This window comes from Flavobacterium lacus (assembly GCF_003268815.1).
Lineage (GTDB): Bacteria > Bacteroidota > Bacteroidia > Flavobacteriales > Flavobacteriaceae > Flavobacterium > Flavobacterium lacus.
Genome location: NZ_QLSV01000001.1, coordinates 199,235 through 215,749, shown reverse-complemented (window position 1 = coordinate 215,749; position 16,515 = coordinate 199,235). Strand labels below are relative to the sequence as shown.

The following is a 16,515-nucleotide window of genomic DNA, read 5'->3' as shown; positions in this document are numbered from 1 at the left end:
TCATTTCTATAAAATTTGTTTTTTTATTTTCGTAAACGAAAAACAGACAACCGATAACGGTTATTACTTCGCAATATTCACCGCTCTCGTTTCACGAATAACTGTAATCTTCACTTGTCCCGGATAAGTCATTTCCGTTTGAATTTTTTGAGAAACTTCAAAGGAAAGTTTAGCGGCTTGATCATCTGATACTTTTTCGCTTTCTACAATCACCCGCAATTCACGTCCGGCTTGAATAGCATACGCACTTTTCACTCCATTAAATCCAAAAGCAATTGCTTCTAAATCTTTCAAACGTTGAATGTATGAATCTAACACTTGACGTCTTGCACCCGGTCTTGCACCTGATATTGCATCACACACTTGGATAATTGGCGAAATCAAATATTTCATTTCAATTTCATCGTGGTGAGCACCAATGGCGTTGCACACTTCTTCTTTTTCACCGTATTTTTCAGCCCATTGCATCCCTAAGATGGCGTGAGGCAATTCGCTTTCAGCATCCGGCACTTTTCCGATGTCATGCAACAGTCCGGCACGTTTGGCTAATTTTACGTTTAAGCCTAATTCGGCGGCCATGATTCCACACAGTTTGGCTACTTCTCTCGAGTGTTGTAATAAGTTTTGTCCGTACGAAGAACGGTATTTCATTCTACCCACCACTTTAATCAATTCCGGATGTAAACCATGAATTCCTAAATCGATAACGGTTCGTTTACCTACTTCAATGATTTCATCATCAATTTGTTTGGTGGTTTTTGCTACTACTTCTTCAATTCTGGCTGGGTGAATACGACCGTCGGTAACTAATTTATGTAGAGCCAAACGGGCAATTTCTCTTCTCACCGGGTCAAAACAGGAGAGAATAATCGCTTCCGGCGTGTCATCCACAATAATTTCGACACCGGTTGCTGCTTCAAGGGCACGGATATTTCTTCCTTCACGACCAATAATTCTTCCTTTTACATCGTCTGATTCAATGTTGAACACTGAAACGCAATTTTCTACTGCTTCTTCTGTTCCGACACGTTGAATGGTATTGATAATTACTTTCTTCGCTTCTTGTTGAGCAGTTAATTTGGCTTCTTCTAAGGTATCTTGAATGTGAGCCATTGCTTTGGTTTTAGCTTCAGCTTTTAGGCTTTCTACCAATTGTTCTTTGGCATCTTCGGCCGATAAACCGGAAATAACTTCTAGTTGCTCAACTTGACTTTTGTGTAATTTTTCAACTTCAATTTGTTTTTTGTCAAGAATTTCGATTCGGTTATTATAATCTATAATTTTCGCATCAAACTCATCAGCTGATTTTTTTGCTTTGGCTAATTCGCTAGAAACTTGTGATTCTTTGTCACGCACTCTTTTTTCAACTTCAGCAATTTTTTTATCTTTTGATAAAATCTCTTTTTCGTGTTCCGATTTTAATTCTAAAAATTTTTCTTTAGCTTGAAGTAATTTGTCTTTTTTAATGTTTTCGGCCTCTACTTTAGCATCTTTTAGGATGGAAGTGGCTTCTTTTTTTGCATTTTTTATAAGGTTGGAAACGTTGCTTTTTTCAATGAATTTTGCAATTGCAAAACCCGCTGCTATGCCAACTATTCCGGCGATAATAAGTAGTAATGTACTGTCCATTTGTTTGTGTAAGGTTTATATATAAAAAAAGCCTACATTAGATGATTGTATAAACTCGATATGACAAGTTTTGAGCTAACTCACTGTTCAAGGATCCCACTACAAGGTGGGCATGCTATAGTAATGAAGATTTGCTCATTCTAAAATGTTAGTGTTGAGTTTATCAAATAGAAACTAATGTAGGCAGTATCTTAATTAATGTGTAAGAACGTATTTATTTTTCCAGATAGTTGGCCAATAAATCATTTATTTTTTTCAGTCTTTCTAACGATTCCTGATTGTCTTCCGTTTTTTCGATTTGTTTTTGCTCTAATTGTGAGGCAAACTGTAAAGCACACATGGCTAACACATCTTGTTTGTCTCGCACAGCATAGTTTTCTTCAAATTGCTTAATCATTACATCAATTTTTTTGGAAGCACTTCGCAGTCCTTCTTCTTGCGTTGGTTCAACCGTTAACGGATAAACGCGGTCTGCAATTGATATTTTAATTTTAAGCTTTTCGTTCATGCTGTATTAATCAGATAACTGTGCAATACAGTAATCAATTTCACGAATTAATGAATTTATTTTAAGCTTCGTATCTCTTTTGTTTTCGTCACTGCCTAATAATGAATTGGCTATTTTGAGTATTTCATACTGTTTTTTCAACCCTTCCATATCGGCGGCTTGTTTTTGTATAGTTGTGGTAGAATTCTTCAATTCTTGCTTTAATTCCTGAACTGTTGTCTCTAAACTTTGCATTTTGCTAATCAGTTTCGAGAGTCTATTTTCAAGAGAATCAACAATTTCTACCATTTCACTCATAGGAGCATGTATTCATTACACGAGTTACAAAGTTAGTATTCCTAAACGATTAACGCAAATAAAAAAAATAAATTTTGTTTTCATTTTTATTTTTGAGATAAAGTCAAGTAAATCAGTAAAATATTGATTTTTTTTGAATTTGGTTTGAATTTTGTACTACTTTTTTTAAATTAGCAAAAATTCTAAGCCATGAAATACATTCTTTACATCTTATTCTTTGCCTCAATTGCGGTTTTTTCTCAAAATCAATATCCAAAAGAGGATTTTATTCCGCCCTTAGAGATTCCACTTTCACTGTCCGGTACGTTTGGCGAATTACGTTCCAATCATTTTCATTCCGGAATCGATTTCAGAACCCAACAAAAAGAGGGTTTAAATGTCATTGCTGTTGCTGATGGTTACGTTTCCCGTATCAAAATATCTACTTTTGGTTACGGTAAAGCGATTTACATTACGCATCCAAATGGTTATACTTCGGTTTACGGACATTTATTGAAGACATCTTCCAAGATTGATGCTTATTTGAAAAAGCAACATTATGCTTTGGAGAGTTTTGAAATTGATATTTTTCCAAGACCCGAAGATTTGGTTGTAAAACAAGGTGAAATTGTTGCTTTGTCCGGAAATACGGGTGGTTCAGGCGGACCTCATTTACATTTTGAATACCGCGACACCAAAACGGAGAAAATTATAAATCCATTCTTTTTCGGGTTAGATACAAAAGTAAAAGATACCCGAATTCCGGTTATTAATGAAATTGTGGTTTATCCGTTGAGCGAAGACGGTTTGGTCAATCAATCGCAAATTCCAATACAAATTCCGATTTCTCAACAAAAAGACGGAAGTTATTTGGCTACAAAAGTTTTGGCTAAAGGTGAAATTGGCATTGGTGTAAATACTTACGATCAATCGGATAACAATTATGGTAAAAATGGCGTATATAAAATCAGTTCAACGTTAGATGGAAAACCATCGTTTGAAATTACATTTGATACATTTAGTTATGATGAAACCCGATACATCAATGCCTATCTGGATTATCCTCGCTTCAAAAAAATGAATCAGCGTGTACAAAAATTATTCTTAGCCAAAAAATATCCGTTGAGTTTAGTTTCTTCTAATCAAAACAATGGCATTATTAAAGTCGGAAATAATCTTTCTCACAATTATAAATTGGAAGTTTCGGATTATCATGGAAATAAGACTACTGTGACAATTCCGATTCAATATTCAAATCAACCGATTAAAATTCCTAAAAAAGAACAAAAGACCAATTATTTTGTAAAATCTTCCAACGATTACAACTTTACAAAAGACAATATTTCTGTTTTCATTCCGGAAAATACATTTTATGAAGACTTTTATTTGAATTTTGATGTAAAGGATAATGTATTGACCTTACAAGATGATGCCACTCCGGTTCATTCTAATTTGAATATTACTTTTCAAAATGATTCAATACCTTTGGAAGAAAGAGAAAAATATTTTATTGCGACTTTAAAAGGAAAGAAAATCATGTATAATTCTACTAAAATAAAAGAAAAAGTTTTTAGTACATGGACCAGAAATTTAGGTCAATTTCAATTGATAAAAGATACGGTAGCTCCGCAAATTAAATCGGTTAACTTTCAAGAAGGCAAATGGTTGAGTAAGGAAAAAGATCTTCAATTTACAATAACGGATGATCTTTCAGGAATTAAATCGTACAACGGTTATTTGAATGGAAGATGGATTTTGTTTGACTATGATTATAAAAGTGATACAATTGTACACGATTTTTCAGATAACATCGTTATAGAGGGACGAAACGAATTAAAGATTGTGGTTGTGGATAATGTCGGAAATTCTACTATATTTGAATCACATTTTTTTAGAAGTCAAAAACCTTAAATTCATCTTTTGAAAACAAAACAATTTATAGTGGCGTTGGTGCTTTTGTGCATCGGATTTGCTGCCAATGCACAAACAGCCAGAATAAAAGGAATCATTTTAGATAAAAATAACAATCCGGTTGAAGGTGTAAATATCAACTACCAAGATAAAGGAACAACTACCAATGTGAATGGTTTTTATGCCTTAACGATTCCTGCCAACCAAAAAGTCACTCTTGTTTTTACACATGTTTCTCTAAAAAAAGCTACGCTTAGATTGGAATTAAAAACCAATGAAGATTATGAATATAATTTTCAAATGAGTGATGCTGAAGATTTATTGGGAGAAGTGATTGTTACCGCCGGAAATCGGAAAAGGGTAGAAGGTATAACGACTATTGAACCGGCTGTTATCAGAACAATTCCGGGAGCAAATGCCGGTGTTGAGAATATATTAAAGTCATTACCAGGTGTGAATTCCAACAACGAATTAAGTACACAATATTCCGTTCGAGGTGGAAATTATGATGAAAATTTAGTCTACGTCAATGAAATAGAAATTTATCGTCCGTTTTTAATTCGTTCCGGTCAGCAAGAAGGGTTGAGTTTTACCAACACCGATATGGTGCAAAATGTTGACTTTTCTGCCGGAGGATTTCAAGCCAAATACGGCGATAAATTGTCTTCGGTTTTAGATATCACGTACCGCATTCCAACTCGCTATGCAGCCGCGTTAGAAGCTAGTTTTTTAGGTGGAAGTTTAACTGTTGAAGGTGTGAGCAAAAACCAGAAATGGGCCAATATTACCGGAGTTCGTTACCGAGATAACAGTTTGTTGGTGAATAGTCAGGAAACGGAATCTAACTTCAGACCCACGTTTACCGATGTGCAAACCTATTTGACTTTTACACCGAATACAAAATGGCAATTTGGATTTTTAGGAAATGCTTCTCAAAACAAATATAATTTTGAACCGCTCACTCGTCAAACTAATTTTGGAACAATAGATGAGCCAATTGCGTTACAAATTTTTTATGACGGACAAGAAAAAGATCAATATCAAACCTTGTTTGGAGCTTTAAAAACGTCTTACAATATTAATGACAACAATACTTTAAAGTTCATTGGGTCGGCTTACCACACACAAGAGCAAGAACATTTTGATATTTTTGCTGCTTATTTTTTAGGAGAAGTAGACAGTAACATTGGTTCAGAAACCTTTGGCGATGTTCGTTTTAACAGAGGTATCGGAACGCAACTGAATCATGGACGAAATGATTTAGACGCACTCATTATAAATACAGAGATAAAAGGTTTTCATAAATTAAACGAAAATACCATCGAATGGGGCATAAAATACACCAAAGAAGATATTCGTGATCGTCTGGTAGAGTGGGAAGTGATTGATTCTGCGGGATTTTCCATTAATCCACCTCGTGATTTTCCGGTAAACGACCAACCTTATAATCCGTATGTTGGACCGTTAGTTCCTTTTCAAAGTGTTCGAGCTACGAATTTCACTACGATTGATCGATTTTCAGGCTATGCTCAATGGAGTAAAAAATCGAATTTAGGTTCCAGTGAAGTTTGGTATAATGCCGGCGTGCGAATGCATCAATGGCAAGTTTCCGGCGATGATTTAGATGGAAAGAGTCAGCTTGTTTTAAGTCCAAGAGCACAATTTGCCATAAAACCAAAGTGGAATAGAGACATGGTGTTCAGGGCTTCAGGCGGATTATATCATCAGCCGCCATTCTATCGAGAACTTCGTGGATTTGACGGACAAGTTCGACCAAATGTAAAAGCACAGCAATCCACTCATTTTGTTTTGGGGAATGATTACAGTTTTAAAATGTGGGACAGACCATTCAAATTGGTGAGTGAGTTGTATTATAAAAGTTTAACGGATGTCAATACGTATACGTTAGACAACGTTCGTATTCGCTATATTGCTGATAACGAAGCGGAGGCTTATGTGCATGGTTTAGACATGCGTTTAAACGGTGAATTTGTTCCCGGAACCGAATCATGGTTTAGTTTTGGTTATTTAAAAACGGAGGAAAATTATCAAGACAGAGGATTTATTGCTCGACCAACCGATCAACGTTTGAAGTTTGGGGTTTTGTTTCAGGATTATGTTCCGAATATTCCAAGTTTAAAAATGTATTTGAATTTGGTTTACAACACCGGTTTGCCCGGTGGTTCGCCTTCCTATGCCGATCCGTATGATTATCAGTTACGTTTGCGTGATTACCGCAGAGCTGATTTAGGATTTCAGTATGTTTTAACCGAAAAGAATGAGCTTAGAGCAGCTAGTCATTGGTTAAAACGATTTAAAGATTTATCAGTAGGTTTAGAGATATTTAATTTATTTAATAATCAAAATGCTATTACAAACACTTGGGTGCGTGATGTTTATACAAAAACGCAATACGGTGTACCCAATTATATGACTACAAGAGTTTTTAATTTGAAGTTAACAGCGAGGTTATAATCTGATTAAATTTTATATCTTTGAAACATAACATATTTGGTATGCGATTTAATTTTAATTATAGTTTTTTGGTAGTTTTGGTTTTATTCAGTTGCAAGGAGCAAGAAGAAAAACCAAAAGTTATTTATGAAGAGTCTGCAACCAAGGTGGAAGCTAAAGTTGATACGACTCAGATAAGAGTAGCTGATCTTCCTGTGCACATGGAAGGAACTTCCTATTTACTTCATCCGGTGGGTGAGGTGAGGGTTTACGATACTAAATCTAAAATGAGTTACGGTTCATCCAGCACAAGTCGTGTGAGCTATGCTGTTTCTAATTATAATCGTTTTGAAATTACCGGTTTTTTAAAAAACATCTATATTCAGCATATTGATTCAGTGAACTCAAGACCCTTAACAGATAAATTGATGGTTATTCAAACGGCGACGTATTTGAATACGTTTGCTCAAAAAACAAAGAAGCAGGTTTTGGTTTATTCTATTTCGGATATGGATACCAATCGCGATGGTAAATTAGATGCTAATGATATCAAATCACTATATATTAGCGATATTTCCGGAGATAAATTCATTAAAATCACACCTGATTTTCAAGAGTTAATTGATTGGAATTTAATGGAAGTTAAAAACCGTTTGTACTTTAGAACTATCCAAGATACCAATAAAAATGGGGATTTTGATAAGGATGATGCTGTTTTCTATTACTTTGTCGATTTGATGGATGCAGAATGGCAATTAAACGAATACAAACCATTTAATTAAATCAGAATATCACTTTCTAAATCTGATTTTTCAATCGTAAAATTGAATCCGAGTTGTTCCATTAACTGAATAACCAAGTTTTTATACCAGTTTTCGGATTTGGGATGAATGTATATTTTTTCAATTAACTGCTGAATGTCTACATCAATTTTTACACCGTCATTTACGGTAATGTTATTCGGGGTTACATCCGAAATAATCCGAATTTCTCTTTCGTATTGAAAACTTTTTCGTTTGAATAAGAACGGGAAAAATGTATCATCAAACGGGATGTATTCTTTTTTATAATCGATATAATTGACTTCACCAATAAATTGTTCGGTTTTTCTCTCGGGTTTCAACGCTTCCTGCAAACGTTTTACTGTAGATTGAATCGCCAAACCTTCATTGTTTTTAGTAAAAATCTGCCACATGGCAAACGATTCATATTCGTTGATATGCCAACTACTGATGACAATTTTTTCGCGATGCGATTTGTAATAATCTAAAAATTTAGGATTGTTTTCGGCTATTCTTCGAATTTCTTCGTAAGTGGGTTCGCTAAATGTTCCTTCATATTGATCTTCAAATTTATCCGACCGCGACATAAACATTTTTTTTGAAAGTAACAAATCCAAAAATTTAGACAAATCCAAGTATTTCCAAACAATGGTGTCAGGATTTTCGGGAAGTTTTATAGTTGGATTGTGAACGAACATAATGGATTTTTAGATTTTTGGATTGTTGGCCTTATCTTTTTCTTTTGGAAATTTTGTTGAATATTGTCCGGCAGTATAGCCAGCTAAAATTAGAATAAAACTAAATTTCCCAAGCAAGTCCAATTTTTCAAAATGAGCTATTGCATAGAGGAATACAAACGCAATGATCATAAATATGACTGTAAATGTTGTTCTTGTCATTTTATTTTTTGTTAAGATTAATAAATTTCATCAACCCGCAACTCGTCACCCGCAACCTGTAACTTTCAACCTATTCGAACGACTGCATCGTTACCAATTTAGCATACATGCCATTCTTAGTTAACAATTCATCATGTGTTCCTTGCTCAACAATTTCACCTTTTTGCATCACCACAATCAAATCTGCTTTTTGAATGGTAGAAAGACGGTGAGCAATTACGATTGAAGTTCTGTTTTGCATCATATTTTCCAAAGCTACTTGCACGAATTTTTCGCTTTCGGTATCCAAGGCAGAAGTAGCTTCGTCCAAAATCATGATTGGTGGATTTTTCAACACGGCTCGTGCAATCGAAAGACGTTGTTTTTGTCCACCGGATAACTTTCCACCAGCATCACCAATGTTTGTGTTGATTCCATTCGGTAAATCTTTCACAAATTCATAAGCATTGGCAATTTTTAACGCTTCAATGATTTCATCATCCGAAGCATTTTGTTTTCCTAGAAGAATATTGTTTTTGATGGTATCGTTAAATAAGATGGAGTCTTGCGTTACTAATCCCATTAAATCTCTTAAAGAATGCAAAGTCATATCTTTACTATTAATTCCATCAATTTTTACTGTTCCTTCTTTTACATCATAAAAGCGTGTCAGTAAATTAGCAATGGTACTTTTTCCACTTCCGGATTGGCCAACTAAAGCCACAGTTTTTCCTTTGGGAATAGTTAGCGAGAAATTTTTCAAAACAATCTCCTCATCATATTTAAAGTTTATATTTTCTAACGAAATATTGTGTTCAAAGGTTGTCTTGTTGATGGCATCAGGTTTATCAGTAATTGTATTTTCAACTTCCAAGACTTCAAACACACGCTCTGCCGCAGCCAATCCGTTTTTTACAGCATAAGATGCTTTTGAAATTGCTTTTGCAGGCGTTAATATGTTGTAGGCTAATCCTAAATAAACGATGAACAACGCACCATTCAAGGATTGTTCTACTAAAACTAAATTACCACCATACCATAGTAAGATTGCTATTACAACAATCCCCATAAATTCGCTCATGGGTGAAGCTAAATTGTTTTTCTTGCCGATGCTGTTATTTAATCGTAATAATTTGTCGATGGAGTTATTGAAGATGTTTTTAAAATAACCTTCTGCATTATAGCTTTTAACCACTTTTAGTCCGCCCAAACTTTCTTCTACAATTGAAATTAGAAAACCATTTTCTTTTTGGGCATTTTGCGATTTCGATTTTAAACTTTTACCAATTTTAGTAATGATAAATCCTGAAATTGGAATAAAAATAAACACAAAAAGCGTCAGTTTTAAACTGATGTTCATCATCGCTATGATAGCAAACAAAATGGTAAGTGGTTCTTTTACAATTAGTTCTAAAATCATAAAGAACGAGTTTTGCACTTCGTTTACGTCGCCCAACATTCTAGCCATAATGTCTCCTTTTCTTTTTTCTGAATAATAGGAAACAGGAAGTGCAATAATTTTGCTGAACATTTTTTCTCGTAAATCACGAAGCACTCCGTTTTTAACCTTAGTTAAATGCTGAGAGGCCAAATAATTAAAAAGATTTTTAAATAAAAAAGTAGAAATTACTAAAGCAACCGTGAGTAATAAGGAATATTGCGGACCTTCTTCTTCTGATAATTTGGTAACATAGTATTGAAGATATTGTTTTCCGTAAGAACCTAAATTCATAATACCGTTGTACTTTGGCAATTCAATGACACGCTCATTCATTTTAAACAGTACTTCCATTAAGGGAAATAATGCAACAAATGAAAGTGTGCTAAACAAAGCATACAGTACATTAAAAGTTATATTCCAAAAAATATGACCTTTGAATTTTTTAGCAAACGGAATTATTTTTTTTAAATTTTCATCCATTAGTTTAACTGCATTTCTGCCACAATGTTTTTAATTTTTTGATCTAAATCAGCTTCTACTTTTTTGAAATTTTCGATGGAATCCAACGGTTCATTCACACTAAAATAGAATTTAATTTTTGGCTCTGTTCCGCTTGGGCGGGCACAAATTTTGGTTCCGTCTTCCAAATAATAAATCAATACATCCGATTTTGGAATGTGTAACGTTTCGATTTTGTTGGTAAATAAATTCAAAACGGTCGAATTTTGATAATCTTCCACACAAACCACTCGTTGATTATTAATTTCTTTCAATGGATTTTCACGTAAATCAATCATCATTTGTTTGATTTCATTGGCACCTTCAATTCCTTTTTTGGTTAGTGAAATTAAATATTCTTTATAAAATCCGAAATCCACATATAAATTTAAAAGTTCTTGATACAAAGTACTTCCGGCTGCTTTGGCTTGAGCAGCTACTTCGCAAACGAGTAGGGTAGCGGCTACGGCATCTTTATCGCGAACGGCATCGCCTACCATGTAACCAAAACTTTCTTCGCCACCCCCAATGAATTTTTGGTTAGGAAAATCTTTAATCATTTTGGCAATCCATTTGAATCCGGTCAATCCAACTTTGCATTCTACGCCATAACCCGATGCAATTTCTGTCATCATTGGTGTAGAAACAATTGTTGAGCCAATGAATTCATTTCCGGTTATTTTGCCAGCTCTTTTCCATTGTTCCAATAAAAAGGCCGTCATGATCACCATGGTTTGATTGCCGTTGAGCAATGTCATTTTTCCTTCCAAATTTCTTACAGCAATTCCCAATCGGTCGCCATCCGGATCGGTTCCAATGACAATATCCGCATTTATTTTTTCGGCTAAATCAGTTGCCATTAATAAAGCTTCCGGTTCTTCGGGATTTGGTGATTTTACGGTTGGGAAATTACCATCGGGAACTTCTTGTTCTTTCACGATATTCACATCGGTATAACCTGCTTTTGAAAATGTTTCAGGAACTAGTGTAATAGCAGTTCCGTGAAGCGAAGTAAAAACGATTTTTAGATTTTCTTTCGCTTCTTTTGGTGTGTTAAAACTAGCATTTTCAATCGATGATTGGATGAACGCTTGATCTACTTCCGTATCAATATATTCGATTAAATCTTCGTTAGCTGAAAATTTGATTTCGCTGTATTTTAGTTCTTCAATTAATTTGATGATTTCTTCGTCTTGTGGTGGCACTAATTGTCCGCCATCTTGCCAATATACTTTGTATCCGTTGTATTCCGGCGGATTGTGTGATGCGGTTAAAACAATTCCTGCATGACAATTCAAATACTTTAGAGCAAAGGATAAAATAGGAGTAGGGCGTAAAGCCGAAAATAGATACACTTTAATTCCGTTGGCCGAAAAAACATCAGCAACCACTTTGGCTAATGTGTCGCTGTTATGGCGACAATCATAGGCAATTACGACTTTAGTTTGTTCGTTTGGAAACGATTTTAAAATATAATCCGAAAGACCTTGTGTGTTTTTTCCAAGTGTATATTTGTTGATTCTGTTGGTGCCAACGCCCATAATTCCTCGCATTCCGCCGGTACCGAATTCTAGGTTTTTATAGAAACTTTCTTCTAACTCTTTTGGTGAAGAAGTCATCATTTCTTCGATTATTTTGTGCGTTTCATTATCAAAAACTGGTGTTAACCATTCGTTTACTTTGTCTAAGATGTTTTGTGGAATGTTCATATTCTTATTTTTTAAATCCTATTTTATTTCGTTCTTTTGATGAAGTTGAATCTTCTTTATCCATTAAAAAATTTAAAATTTTATAGATGTCAGGAAATTGCTTTTCTATTTCGGTTATTTTATCATTTAATTCTTTGTAATTCAGTGCAAATTGCCTTAGTGAAACAAATGTTCGCATAATGGCAATGTTTATAGCGATGGCTTTATCAGAATTTAAAACGCTTGAAAGCATGGCAACACCTTGTTCTGTAAAGGCAAATGGCATATAACGTATTCCACCTCTTTTTGAGGTCACAAATTGTGACCTCAAACTTTCAAATTCTTCTTTACTAAGTTCAAACATAAAATCAGTTGGGAAACGATTTATATTTCGTTTGACAGCTTGTTTTAGAACTTTTGTTTCGATTTCATACAAATCGGCTAAATGAAAATCGAGCATTACTTTTTGTCCTCTTAACTCGATGATTTGTTGTTGGATAATTTCTAATTTCATGATTTTGGCGTTTATAAATTTTTAATGGCTTTGATTTTTTTTAGTTCATATTTAATTGGTTTGAAATTTTATAATTTTCGTTTGATTCTTTACTTCGTAAAATAATTTCGCCTAAAAATCCGGCTAAAAATAATTGTGTTCCAATGATCATAGTGGTAAGCGAAATATAAAAATACGGACTATTTGCCACTAAATCATAGGGTAAATCATTATACATTCTGTATAATTTTGAAATTCCGATATAACCAGCAGAACCAAATCCGATAATAAACATCAAAACTCCCCAAGCACCAAAAAGATGCATCGGTCGTTTTCCAAATCGAGATAAAAACCAAATGGTGATTAAATCCAGAAATCCGTTAATGAACCTTTCCATTCCGAATTTTGTTTCGCCGTATTTTCTGGCTTGGTGTTTTACTACTTTTTCACCAATTTTAGAAAAACCTGCATTTTTGGCTAAAACGGGAATATAACGGTGCATTTCGCCGGAAACGACAATGTTTTTTACGACAAGATTTTTATAGGCTTTTAAACCGCAGTTGAAATCATTCAATTGAACACCGGAAGTTTTTCGGGCAGCCCAATTAAATAATTTGGAGGGTAAGTTTTTGGAGACGATGGAATCATATCGTTTTTTCTTCCAACCGGAGACTAAATCGAAATTTTCAGTTGAAATCAAATCAAAAAGTTCCGGAATTTCTTCCGGATTGTCTTGTAAATCGGCATCCATCGTGATGACAACATCACCTTGGGCTTTGGCAAATCCGGCATGAAGAGCTTGTGATTTTCCGAAGTTTTTGAGAAAACGAATGGCTTTCACGTTTGGATTTTGATCTGCCAGTGATTCAATTACATTCCATGAATTGTCTGTACTACCATCATCGATAAAGATAATTTCGTAGCTATAGTTGTGACTGTTCATCACCTGAACAATCCAGGAATGTAATTCTGAGAGTGACTCTTCTTCGTTGAGTAGTGGTATAACTACTGATATATCCATAAAGTTTCAATAAGAATGGTCAAAAATACGAAGAAGAATCCAAAGATTATTCTTTTTTCATAGCCAATCCAGCAATAAGTGAAATGATAAAACCTAAAAATAAATTTACAACAATTATTCCGCCGTATAACATAGGCATTACAAATTTTTGTCCCATTTCTCTTCCCTTTTCTAGATCAGCAGAAGAAAGGTTCGGATTTTGTTTGATTGCTTCTGACATTTGAACATCCATCACTTCTTTTGCAAAGTTAGGTTCGATGTAATTAGCAAACACAAAGAAATAGACAATCGAAATAATTCCGGAAACAGCGGCCACACCTAAACCAATTTTTATGGATTGACTTAGGTTTAACAACCCGTTATTATCTTTTTTTAATTGCATAATAGGGTATACAGTCAAGGCTATCATTAAGGCAATACCGAGAACACTCTCCCAGACGTTTCTTTCGAGATGGTTGCCCATGGCATACTTTACAACTGAAATTAGAATTGTTACAATAGCTAAAATAGTACCGTAGAGCAGAATTAAACTTTTAATTGATTGTTTTTGGTTTTCCATTATTTTTAAGTTTAGTTTATCTAAGTTAGTAATTAAATTTCATTAAATGTTACACTCTCCAGCGTAAAAAAACGCATTAAATTATTTTTTTAAAACGTGTTGTCAATTCATTAAAAATGATTAAATTTGCAACCTTAAAATAGTATAAACAAAAAGTTGTGTCTCGTTTATACCTTTTCAATAGAGAGAAGCCGCAAAAAGATGCACAATTATTAAAAGAAAAAGATTTACATAAAATGAAAAAAGGAATTCACCCAGAAAATTACAGATTAGTTGCTTTTAAAGACATGTCTAACGAAGACGTTTTTATTACTAAATCTACTGTTGAAACAAAAGAAACAATTACACACGAAGGAGTTGAATATCCGGTGTTTAAAATGGAGATCTCCAGAACATCTCATCCATTTTACACAGGTAAATCTAAACTTATCGATACAGCAGGTCGTATTGATAAATTCAAAACTAAATATGCCAGCAGAGCTAAATAAGTTCTTGCAACAAAACATAAAAAAATCCCGAGCAATCGGGATTTTTTGTTTTTATAGGTATTTCTATTTTTTATAAAATTGTTCCTGTTGATGTATTGACTAACATAATCCACAATTCATCCTCATAGTTTCCTTCAGCATTGGAGTAGTAAAATTTGATGGCATCCGACCATGTTCCAAATTTTCCAATGTAAACACTTTTTAAATTGGTAGTTGGATTGTATAAAATTTCTGCGTCTATGCCTTTCTTTTTCAATTTTTCTTTAAAACGCTCTGCATTATTTGGTTTGGCAAAAACATTGGCTACCACATAATACCCTTTTGGTTGGTTTGGAATTAAAACATCGGCACCAGGCAAAACAGTAACCCTTTTTTTGAAATCAGTATTGCTAATTTCTGCATTTATTTTTTCACTTTCTTTAATCATATCGCGAATACTGGAAAATGATCTTGCTGGAGAAGGTATTGTTTTTTGCTCTTCCGATTGTGTTGGAGCGGCTTCCGAGACAATTATTTTTTCTTTATTTTCAGTTTTTGGCTCTATTTCTAAAATAGCTTGCTCTAAAATAGAAGGTTTTTCCGGAGCTGCATTTTTATTTTTTACCTCATTAGCTTCTGTATTTTGTGTTTCAGCAAGAACTAAATTAGGATTCGTTCCCCTAAGTTTTTGGCTATCACTTTTTTCTGTTCCTACTATTAAGTTGGATTCAATTTCTTCTACAGGATCTTGTACTTCTACATTAAAAGCACTGAAAAACATAGCATATCGATCACCGGATGATTTTAATTTTAAAGAGACTTTAGAACTATTATTTTGAATAATGCCATTGTTTTGATTGTCTATTGGAATTAAAAAAGTGTCATAACCTAAGGTGTTTAAACTGTTTGGTTTTCTGTTTTCAAAATAGGAGTCGTTAATGACAATCGTACTGTTAAAAAAATTGTCGATGGGTTTTAGGGCATGACTTAGCAAAGTATAATTTTTACTTTCACCGGATTTAATTTCCAGTTGGTCACCTACTAAATTTCTATCGCCTTCTAAAACTGAACCTGCTAGTTTTGCATTTACTTTTCCTTCGGGAAGTGTGCTAAAACCGGAATATAGGATTTCAACCGGTCTAGCAGTTATCCCTACAAAACCATCAAACGAAGTGATGAATTTTCCGGTCTCTGTAGTATCTTCGTACACTAAAAATAATGTCCATCCTCCAGCAACACCGCCACTGATTATACCTTGTGTAGCTCTAATGTTCGCTACGGTATATTCTCCATTTGGGTTTGAAAGTGCTTGAATGTGTTTTGTTACGTCGGCATAAACCGCATAGGGAGCACTTTCTTTGAAATTTTTAACATTCAATCCATCAAAAATAACATCACCATTAATAGCGATATAATTGTTTTGTCCGGGAAGTTTTAGTTTAATTTCGTTAACAGAAGCTCTAGTATTGTCAACTGCCACATAATTCCATTTTTTATCCCTGACTCCTGAATCGTATTTGTAAGTGGCTGACCAATATAAGCCTGCGTATTTGATTTTTTTTGAAGATATATTTTCTAAACTTAATTCGGCAGAACTTGAGCTAAACGTTGATTCATCATCATCAATGTCAATGTAATTCATCTCAAATTGATCATTTAGCTTGGCATTTTCACTTATGTCATTATATGGTTCGGAAGTAAAAGTTCTGCTTTCTTTTCGATTAACAATGTTATTAGAAATAACCGTCATATCTCCTTTTACATACGATTGATAACGAACTTTAAAAGGAACAGCGAGTTGAGAGTAACTGTTTTCACTCAAAAAAAATAAAAGAAAAAAGAGGGCAGCAAATTTTGAGGATACTTTGTGAATAGTTATCATTGTGCGTATAATTAGATGATTTTTTCAA

General features: G+C 34.0%; 15 protein-coding genes. 4 read left to right on the top strand and 11 right to left on the bottom strand.

Annotated features, from left to right (window positions below; genetic code table 11):
• Window positions 1–63: 63 nt before the first annotated feature.
• From rny to B0I10_RS00965, 3 genes are all read right to left on the bottom strand, one after another.
• On the bottom strand, window positions 64–1,629 hold the full coding sequence (gene rny / locus B0I10_RS00980) for a ribonuclease Y (RefSeq protein ID WP_112084615.1): 1,566 nt from the start codon (window positions 1,627–1,629) through the stop codon (window positions 64–66).
• Between the two features lie 214 nt (window positions 1,630–1,843).
• Entirely contained in the window at window positions 1,844–2,137 is a 294-nt protein-coding gene (locus B0I10_RS00970) for a cell division protein ZapA (protein ID WP_112084614.1), read from the bottom strand.
• 6 nt (window positions 2,138–2,143) lie between these two features.
• Window positions 2,144–2,434, bottom strand: coding sequence for a hypothetical protein (locus tag B0I10_RS00965; RefSeq protein WP_112084613.1), 291 nt, complete (start codon window positions 2,432–2,434; stop codon window positions 2,144–2,146).
• Window positions 2,435–2,623: 189 nt separating this feature from the next.
• Here B0I10_RS00965 and B0I10_RS00960 point away from each other — a divergent pair, with 189 nt between their 5' ends.
• The 3 genes from B0I10_RS00960 to B0I10_RS00950 are packed head-to-tail and all read left to right on the top strand — an operon-like array spanning window position 2,624 to window position 7,560.
• Window positions 2,624–4,324 (top strand): M23 family metallopeptidase, encoded by a 1,701-nt coding sequence (locus B0I10_RS00960; RefSeq protein ID WP_112084612.1) that lies wholly within the window; start codon window positions 2,624–2,626, stop codon window positions 4,322–4,324.
• 9 nt (window positions 4,325–4,333) lie between these two features.
• The gene (locus B0I10_RS00955; RefSeq protein WP_112084611.1) at window positions 4,334–6,799 is read left to right on the top strand and encodes a TonB-dependent receptor; all 2,466 of its coding nucleotides are present in this window, start codon (window positions 4,334–4,336) and stop codon (window positions 6,797–6,799) included.
• A gap of 41 nt (window positions 6,800–6,840) precedes the next feature.
• A complete protein-coding gene (locus B0I10_RS00950; protein WP_112084610.1) occupies window positions 6,841–7,560 on the top strand; it encodes a hypothetical protein in 720 nt (239 codons plus the stop codon).
• Here the strand turns inward: B0I10_RS00950 and B0I10_RS00945 are convergent.
• The 7 genes from B0I10_RS00945 to B0I10_RS00920 form a co-directional block, all read right to left on the bottom strand.
• Window positions 7,557–8,258, bottom strand: coding sequence for a DUF2971 domain-containing protein (locus B0I10_RS00945; RefSeq protein WP_112084609.1), 702 nt, complete (start codon window positions 8,256–8,258; stop codon window positions 7,557–7,559). The genes B0I10_RS00950 and B0I10_RS00945 overlap by 4 nt on opposite strands.
• 9 nt (window positions 8,259–8,267) lie before the next feature.
• Window positions 8,268–8,459, bottom strand: coding sequence for a hypothetical protein (locus B0I10_RS15555; RefSeq protein ID WP_146740284.1), 192 nt, complete (start codon window positions 8,457–8,459; stop codon window positions 8,268–8,270).
• 70 nt (window positions 8,460–8,529) lie between these two features.
• Entirely contained in the window at window positions 8,530–10,359 is a 1,830-nt protein-coding gene (locus B0I10_RS00940) for an ABC transporter ATP-binding protein (RefSeq protein WP_112084608.1), read from the bottom strand.
• The gene (locus B0I10_RS00935; RefSeq protein ID WP_112084607.1) at window positions 10,359–12,086 is read right to left on the bottom strand and encodes a phospho-sugar mutase; all 1,728 of its coding nucleotides are present in this window, start codon (window positions 12,084–12,086) and stop codon (window positions 10,359–10,361) included. Before B0I10_RS00935 ends, B0I10_RS00940 begins: the two co-directional genes overlap by 1 nt.
• Window positions 12,087–12,090: 4 nt before the next feature.
• On the bottom strand, window positions 12,091–12,579 hold the full coding sequence (locus B0I10_RS00930; RefSeq protein ID WP_112084606.1) for an ORF6N domain-containing protein: 489 nt from the start codon (window positions 12,577–12,579) through the stop codon (window positions 12,091–12,093).
• A 40-nt stretch (window positions 12,580–12,619) separates the two neighbouring features.
• On the bottom strand, window positions 12,620–13,579 hold the full coding sequence (locus tag B0I10_RS00925) for a glycosyltransferase family 2 protein (protein ID WP_112084605.1): 960 nt from the start codon (window positions 13,577–13,579) through the stop codon (window positions 12,620–12,622).
• A gap of 46 nt (window positions 13,580–13,625) precedes the next feature.
• The gene (locus B0I10_RS00920) at window positions 13,626–14,138 is read right to left on the bottom strand and encodes a DUF4199 domain-containing protein (RefSeq protein ID WP_112084604.1); all 513 of its coding nucleotides are present in this window, start codon (window positions 14,136–14,138) and stop codon (window positions 13,626–13,628) included.
• Between the two features lie 236 nt (window positions 14,139–14,374).
• On the opposite strand from B0I10_RS00920, the gene B0I10_RS00915 reads away from it, so the two are divergent.
• The gene (locus B0I10_RS00915) at window positions 14,375–14,626 is read left to right on the top strand and encodes a type B 50S ribosomal protein L31 (RefSeq protein ID WP_112084757.1); all 252 of its coding nucleotides are present in this window, start codon (window positions 14,375–14,377) and stop codon (window positions 14,624–14,626) included.
• A gap of 70 nt (window positions 14,627–14,696) precedes the next feature.
• Here B0I10_RS00915 and B0I10_RS00910 read toward each other — a convergent pair whose 3' ends face one another.
• Window positions 14,697–16,487: an SPOR domain-containing protein gene (locus B0I10_RS00910; RefSeq protein ID WP_112084603.1), complete on the bottom strand. Its 1,791-nt coding sequence runs from the start codon at window positions 16,485–16,487 to the stop codon at window positions 14,697–14,699.
• Window positions 16,488–16,515: the final 28 nt, after the last annotated feature.

Coding starts and splice junctions, on each gene's coding strand:
- B0I10_RS00950 (WP_112084610.1), top strand. CDS start 6,841: ATGCGATTTAATTTTAATTATAGTTTTTTGGTAGTTTTGGTTTTATTC.
- B0I10_RS00960 (WP_112084612.1), top strand. CDS start 2,624: ATGAAATACATTCTTTACATCTTATTCTTTGCCTCAATTGCGGTTTTT.
- B0I10_RS00935 (WP_112084607.1), bottom strand. CDS start 12,086: ATGAACATTCCACAAAACATCTTAGACAAAGTAAACGAATGGTTAACA.
- B0I10_RS00970 (WP_112084614.1), bottom strand. CDS start 2,137: ATGAACGAAAAGCTTAAAATTAAAATATCAATTGCAGACCGCGTTTAT.
- B0I10_RS15555 (WP_146740284.1), bottom strand. CDS start 8,459: ATGACAAGAACAACATTTACAGTCATATTTATGATCATTGCGTTTGTA.
- B0I10_RS00940 (WP_112084608.1), bottom strand. CDS start 10,359: ATGGATGAAAATTTAAAAAAAATAATTCCGTTTGCTAAAAAATTCAAA.
- B0I10_RS00915 (WP_112084757.1), top strand. CDS start 14,375: ATGAAAAAAGGAATTCACCCAGAAAATTACAGATTAGTTGCTTTTAAA.
- B0I10_RS00945 (WP_112084609.1), bottom strand. CDS start 8,258: ATGTTCGTTCACAATCCAACTATAAAACTTCCCGAAAATCCTGACACC.
- B0I10_RS00965 (WP_112084613.1), bottom strand. CDS start 2,434: ATGAGTGAAATGGTAGAAATTGTTGATTCTCTTGAAAATAGACTCTCG.
- B0I10_RS00930 (WP_112084606.1), bottom strand. CDS start 12,579: ATGAAATTAGAAATTATCCAACAACAAATCATCGAGTTAAGAGGACAA.
- B0I10_RS00910 (WP_112084603.1), bottom strand. CDS start 16,487: ATGATAACTATTCACAAAGTATCCTCAAAATTTGCTGCCCTCTTTTTT.
- B0I10_RS00920 (WP_112084604.1), bottom strand. CDS start 14,138: ATGGAAAACCAAAAACAATCAATTAAAAGTTTAATTCTGCTCTACGGT.
- B0I10_RS00925 (WP_112084605.1), bottom strand. CDS start 13,579: ATGGATATATCAGTAGTTATACCACTACTCAACGAAGAAGAGTCACTC.
- rny (WP_112084615.1), bottom strand. CDS start 1,629: ATGGACAGTACATTACTACTTATTATCGCCGGAATAGTTGGCATAGCA.